Source organism: Streptomyces aureus (assembly GCF_001418135.1).
Taxonomy (GTDB): Bacteria; Actinomycetota; Actinomycetes; order Streptomycetales; family Streptomycetaceae; genus Streptomyces; species Streptomyces aureus_A.
Genome location: NZ_LIPQ01000123.1, coordinates 1 through 4,933, shown reverse-complemented (window position 1 = coordinate 4,933; position 4,933 = coordinate 1). Strand labels below are relative to the sequence as shown.

The window sequence follows — 4,933 nt, the reverse complement described above, 5'->3', positions numbered from 1 at the left end:
CGGCGGCGTTGCCGGCGCCGGTTCCGGTGGAGGTCAGGGCGCAGCCGAGGGAGCCGCGGGCCCGGCCGTAGGCGTCGGCGGCGTTCACGGCCGATGCCTCGTGGCGTACGGGAACGAAGCGGAGTTCGCGGTCGACGGCCTCGACGAGCGGCAGGTTGTGCACGCTGACGATGCCGAAGACGGTGTCGATGCCGAGTTCGCGCAGGACGGCGACGAGGAGATCGCCTCCGTTGTCGTGACGCATGGTGTCTCCTCAGAGGATGGAGCGGCCGACGCCGCCGCAGACGTCGATGCTGGTGCCGGTGATGTACGAGGCGCGGGGCGAGAGCAGGGTGACGACCGCGTAGGCGACCTCCTCCGCCCGGCCGAGGCGGCCGAGGGCGACGCCCCGGTCGGCGGCCAGTTCGGCCTGCCAGTCCTCGTAGCTCGTGCCGGTGGCGGCCGCGGCGTGGCGGCGGGTCCACTGGCCGGTGTCGATGAGGCCCAGGCACACGGAGTTGACCCGGATGCCGTCGGCGGCGAGTTCGGCCGACAGGGACTTGGAGAGGTTGAGGATGCCGGCGCGGGCGGCGCTGGTGGTGATCAGGCGGGGCTCGGGCTGCTTGGCGAGGACCGCGTTGATGTTGACGACGCCGGCGGCCGCGGAGCGGGCGAGGAACGGCCGGGCGGCGCGCAGGGGGTTCAGCACCCCGGCGAACTTGAGCTCCAGTTCGTCGCGCCAGTCCTCGGCCGTCGAGTCGTCGAGCCCTTTCATACGGGACTGTCCGGCGTTGTTGACGAGTCCGTCGATGCCGCCGAAGGTGTCGGCGGCGGCCCGGACGAAGCGGTCCACGGCGTCGGCGTCCCGGACGTCGCAGACGCCGGTGAGCAGGCGGTCGCGTCCGGCGACGCCGAGCCCGGCGGCGGCTTCGGCGAGACGGTCGGCGTCACGGCCGCAGGTGGCGACGCGGGCGCCCTCGTCGAGCAGGGCGCGGACCGTGGCCAGGCCGACGCCCGAGCTGCCGCCGGTGACCACGATGGTGCGGTCGGCGAGGCCCAGATCCATAACGGGTTCTCCTGCTTGTCAGTTCATGGTGAAGCCGCCGTTGACGGCGATCACCTGTCCGGTCAGATAGCGGGACTCCTCGCCGAGCAGATGGGAGACGATCCCGGTGAGGTCGTCCGGCTGCTGCGGCCGGGAGACGGCCCGGTTCGCGCGGTAGAGGTCGTGCCGCTCGGCGGGCACGGTCTCGGTCGCCTCGCACTCGGTGAGTCCGGGAGCGACCGCGTTGACGGTGATCCCCTTGTCGCCGAGTTCGCGTGCCATGGCCCGGGTGAGGGCGATGACCGCTCCCTTGGAGGCGATGTAGTGGGCGAGGCGCGGGGAGCCGTAGAGGGCGGCGTCCGAGGCGATGTTGACGATCCGGCCGGGAGCCGCGAAGAGCGGGTGGAGGGCCTTGGAGACGAGCCAGGGGCCGCGGGCGTTGACCGTCATCAGCCGGTCCCACACCTCGATGTCGATGTCCTGGAACTCCTTGCCGCCCACGCCGTTGGCGAGCGCGGCGTTGTTGACCAGGCCGTACAGCGGGCCGATCGCCCGCACGGCGGCCGCCAGCGCGGCCACCGATTCCGGGTCGGCGACGTCGCAGCGTACGAAGCGGGCGTCGAGGCCCTCCGCGCGCAGTTCCGCGGCCGCCTGCTCGCCCCGCTCCCGGTCCAGTTCGGCGACGACGACGCGGAAGCCGTCCTCGCCCGCCCGGCGGGCCAGGGCCAGTCCCAGGCCACGGCCCGCTCCGGTGACGACGACGGTGCGCGCGTCGGCCGGGGGCAGGTCAGCCACGGGTGACGCCGTGCATCGGCGAGTACTCGGGGTAGGTCGGGACCTGCGGCTTCCGCGTGCCGATGACGACGCAGAAGAGGGCGTCGGTGTCTCCCTCGTTCTTCAGGGAGCGGGTCACGCCGGCCGGGACGACGATCATGTCGCGGTAGCCGAGGGTCCGGTACTCCACCTCGTCGGGGCCGCGGTGGATGCCGACCTTGACCTCGCCCTCCAGGACGAAGAAGGCCTCTTCGACGTCGTGGTGGGTGTGGGCCGGGCCCTCGGCGCCGGGCGGCAGCAGCATGTTGGAGAAGGTGAAGCCGCCGGACGGGAGGATGCGGCTGTCGCCCTCGTGGTTGCCGGTGGCGCCGGATCCGACGTAGCGGATCTGGCCGCGGCGGTACTGCGGGCCGGCCTTCTCCTGGAAGGAGAGGGTGTCGAAGTCGGCGACCCGGGAGGCCTTGGTGGCGATGAGGGAGTCGGTGTACGCGGCGAGGTCGTCGCCGTTGTCGTACGCGGTGGTGGTCAGAGGCATGGGGACAGCTCCTGTTCGGGGATGCGTGCGGTGATGCGGAGGTGGGAGAGGACCCAGGCGTTGAAGCGCTCGGGCTGCTCCTGGTTGGCCAGGTGACCGGCGTCCTTGACGATCACGAAGGCGGTCTTGTGGAGGGCTCCGGCGATGTCCTGGCTCGCCTCGATGCCGGTGACCGTGTCCTGGTCACCGCAGAGGACGAGCGAGGGCGCGGCGACCGTGGGGAGTTCGGCGCGGAGATCGGCGGAGGCCATGGACTCGGCGGCGTGGGCGTAGCCCGGGAGCCGTACCGAGGCGGCCATGGTGTCGACGATCCGCCGGACGAGGTCGGCCGGGGCTCCGGGTGACACCAGGCGGGGTCCGCGGGCCTCGGCGAAGGCGCGCGGGCCGAGTTCGGCGAGCTCGGTGGCGCGGGCCCGCATGCCCGCCGCCTTCGTCGCGTCCGTGCCCGAGCCGGTGCTGGAGTCGGCGACGATCACCGAGGCGACGAGGTCCGGGTGGCGGACGGCGAGCCGCAGGGCGATCACGCCGCCCCAGGAGACGCCGAGCACATGGGCGCTGCCGCCGCGCTCCCGGATCAGCCGGGCCGCCGTGTCCGCGAAGTCGTCGAGGGTGAGGGGTACTTCGGGGTCGGGCGACCGGGCGTACCCGGGCGCGTCCCAGGCGACGACCCGCGCGTAGGCGGAGAGTTCGGCGAGCTGGGGGGCGAAGGCGGCCGACGAGGAGCCGATGCCGTGCAGGCACAGGAGGAGGGGTCCGTGGCTGCCGGCCTCCTGGACGTGGACGTCGGTGGCGGCCTGGGCGGGCACGTCGGCGCTCACAGGATCTGCCCCGTCCGCCCGGCGAGCGCGGCGAGGCCGCGCAGGACCGCGTACGGCACCACCTGGCTGGTGGCCGGGTTGCCCGGGTCGGGCAGGTGCGCGACCTCGAAGCGGTACGCCCCGTGTGTGCCGGACGCCTCGATCACATGGCGCGTGTGATGTGCCGCGGGGTCGGCGACGACCCGGACCCGCACAGCGTCCAGGTCGCCGACGGCCAGCGCGACCGATGCGGCCACGTTCGTCGACTTGGGGAACTTCGCCGGGACCTCGCGCGCGGTGCCGGTCATGACCTCCACCGGGCCGGTCGCCGTCCGCATCCGGGCGAGCAACTCCTCGTCCATCCAGGGCTGTTCGAGGGTCGAGGGCAGTTTGGTGGTGGTCAGCCGGACCTCGTCCAGGGGCCCGAGGGAGCGGGCGGCCTGGAGCAGGTCGAGTCCGCCGACGGCGCCGCCGGTGAAGTACACCCGGCCCGGTCCCGCCGCGAGCAGCCGCTTCGCGAGTTCCTCGTCGGTCAGCGCGCCGCTGGAGGCGACGAGCAGGTCGGTGCCGGAGGCGAGCACGCGCTCGCCCCACTCCCGTACGACTCCCTGGCCGGCGGCCTCCACGATCAGGTCGCAGAGCTCCAGCGCCTCCTCGAAGGGGACCTGGGGGGCGGGCGCCGCGTCGCCGAGCGGACGGTTGTCGACGACGCACACCAGCTCGGCGCCGTCCACCTGACCGTCGGCGAGCGCGGTGCCGACGATCCGGCCGATCGCGCCCCAGCCGACCACTCCGACCTTGCGTACGGTGCTCATGCGTTGTCCTTCCTCGCGTCGACGGGGGCGAGCGGGCCGGGGTCCGGCGTGCCCGCCATGCGGCAGCGGATCTCCTTCGACGGCGGGCCTGCCGTGCCCCACAGGTCGGAGAGCTCCGGGACCCGTCGCCACACGCGGGCGATCCAGGTGTCCTCGACGATCTGGGCGACCTCGGAGGTGTACTCGCAGACGAGCCCGGACGGGTCGGTGAAGTAGGAGAAGGTGTTGTTGCCGGGGCCGTGGCGGCCGGGTCCCCACTGGGGGGTGATGCCGTGGTGGCGGAGCCGGCCGAGGCCGCGCATGAAGTGGTCGAGCGAGCTCATCTCGTACGCCACGTGGTTGAGCGAGGTCCACTCGGCCTGGTTGAAGGCGATGCAGTGGTGGTCGGCGTTGCAGCGCAGGAACGCCATCTGGTGCTCGGACCAGTCGGAGACGCGCAGTCCGAGCACCTCGCGGTAGAAGGCGACGGCGGCGTCGATGTCGACGGTGTTGAGCACGGCGTGGGTGACCCCGACGGGCACGGCGCCGTCCCGTCCGCGGGGGACGACCGCCTCGACCTGGGCGCTGATCTCGACGAGGCGCCCCTCGGGGTCGGTGAACCGCAGGCCGTGTCCGCCGCCGGCCTGGTCGAGGGGGCCGGGGCCGAAGACGGGGACGATGCCCCGTGCTTCGAGGCGCCGGGCGGCCTCGTCGACCTCGGCGGGGGTGGCGACGGCGAAGGCGAGCCGGCCGAGGCCCACGCGCTCGCGTCGGGTCAGGTGCAGGACGTGGTGCTCGTCGCCGGTGCCACGCAGCCACCGCGCGCCGCTGTCGGACTCGACGGTCTCGAGCCCCCAGACCTCCTCGTAGAAGTCGGCGGCCTCGGTGAAGGCGGGCGTGTGCAGCTCGACGTACCGCAGGGAGCGGAGCCGGGCGATCGGGCCGGGCGGTGACGGTTGCATGGGTCTCTCCAGTCGGGCGGGCGGGCCCGGCCGGCGGGTTCGGGCGG

At 73.4% G+C, this 4,933-nt stretch carries 7 protein-coding genes; all 7 read right to left on the bottom strand.

The window, feature by feature from the left end; all coding sequences use genetic code 11:
• On the bottom strand, positions 1 to 244 hold a 244-nt coding region (locus AOK00_RS12630; RefSeq protein ID WP_254047349.1), incomplete at its 3' end, for a thiamine pyrophosphate-binding protein.
• Positions 245 to 253: 9 nt separating this feature from the next.
• Positions 254 to 1,045, bottom strand: a complete 792-nt coding sequence (locus AOK00_RS12625; RefSeq protein WP_055600411.1) for an SDR family oxidoreductase — start codon at positions 1,043 to 1,045, stop codon at positions 254 to 256.
• 18 nt (positions 1,046 to 1,063) lie between these two features.
• Entirely contained in the window at positions 1,064 to 1,819 is a 756-nt protein-coding gene (locus AOK00_RS12620) for an SDR family oxidoreductase (RefSeq protein WP_079041971.1), read from the bottom strand.
• Positions 1,812 to 2,333, bottom strand: coding sequence for a cupin domain-containing protein (locus AOK00_RS12615; protein WP_055600410.1), 522 nt, complete (start codon positions 2,331 to 2,333; stop codon positions 1,812 to 1,814). The genes AOK00_RS12620 and AOK00_RS12615 overlap by 8 nt, the downstream gene beginning before the upstream one ends.
• Positions 2,324 to 3,151: an alpha/beta fold hydrolase gene (locus AOK00_RS12610; protein ID WP_254047348.1), complete on the bottom strand. Its 828-nt coding sequence runs from the start codon at positions 3,149 to 3,151 to the stop codon at positions 2,324 to 2,326. The genes AOK00_RS12615 and AOK00_RS12610 overlap by 10 nt, the downstream gene beginning before the upstream one ends.
• Entirely contained in the window at positions 3,148 to 3,945 is a 798-nt protein-coding gene (locus AOK00_RS12605) for an aspartate dehydrogenase domain-containing protein (protein ID WP_055600409.1), read from the bottom strand. The genes AOK00_RS12610 and AOK00_RS12605 overlap by 4 nt, the downstream gene beginning before the upstream one ends.
• Entirely contained in the window at positions 3,942 to 4,886 is a 945-nt protein-coding gene (locus AOK00_RS12600) for a VOC family protein (protein ID WP_055600408.1), read from the bottom strand. The genes AOK00_RS12605 and AOK00_RS12600 overlap by 4 nt, the downstream gene beginning before the upstream one ends.
• Positions 4,887 to 4,933: the final 47 nt, after the last annotated feature.

Excerpts from the sequence above, each read along its gene's own strand:
- AOK00_RS12605 (WP_055600409.1), bottom strand. The coding sequence starts at position 3,945 with ATGAGCACCGTACGCAAGGTCGGAGTGGTCGGCTGGGGCGCGATCGGC.
- AOK00_RS12615 (WP_055600410.1), bottom strand. The coding sequence starts at position 2,333 with ATGCCTCTGACCACCACCGCGTACGACAACGGCGACGACCTCGCCGCG.
- AOK00_RS12600 (WP_055600408.1), bottom strand. The coding sequence starts at position 4,886 with ATGCAACCGTCACCGCCCGGCCCGATCGCCCGGCTCCGCTCCCTGCGG.
- AOK00_RS12625 (WP_055600411.1), bottom strand. The coding sequence starts at position 1,045 with ATGGATCTGGGCCTCGCCGACCGCACCATCGTGGTCACCGGCGGCAGC.